Genomic DNA, 477 nt, shown 5'->3' on the forward strand with positions numbered 1-477 from the left:
ATGATGCGCCTGTGTCTGGCGAACTAGCGTACTCAATCGACGAAGATGGTTCGATTCGTCTAAGCCAAGAGCAGTTGCTATCACAAGCATCAGATGTTGAAGGCGATGACCTAACAGCCAGCGGCTTAACGGTCGACGGTGATGCAACCGTTACTCAAAACGATGACGGCAGTTTCACGATTACGCCAGATGAAAACTTCAACGGTGACATCGATATCAGCTTCGATATCTCAGATGGCACCAATACCGTTCAAGCTTCAGCAGACCTGACGGTTAACCCAGTAAATGATTTACCTGTTCCACAAGACCAACAATTCAGTGTTGAAGAAGACGGCACGTTAATCTTCACTGATGCAGACCTATTAACAGGCGCAACGGACATTGAAGGTGACAACCTAACGGTTGAAGGTGTGACCTACGATGGCGGTGACGGTATTCTTACCGACAACGGTAATGGCACATACACCTTTGCGCCAA

Annotated in this window: 1 protein-coding gene; it reads left to right on the top strand. The window is 48.0% G+C overall.

The window, feature by feature from the left end:
• The coding region (locus tag AB4493_RS05410) for a tandem-95 repeat protein (protein ID WP_372154632.1) at nucleotides 1–477 on the top strand (477 nt) is incomplete at both ends.

It is taken from the genome of Vibrio sp. 10N.222.55.A1, assembly GCF_041473835.1.
Classification (GTDB): Bacteria; Pseudomonadota; Gammaproteobacteria; order Enterobacterales; family Vibrionaceae; genus Vibrio; species Vibrio crassostreae_C.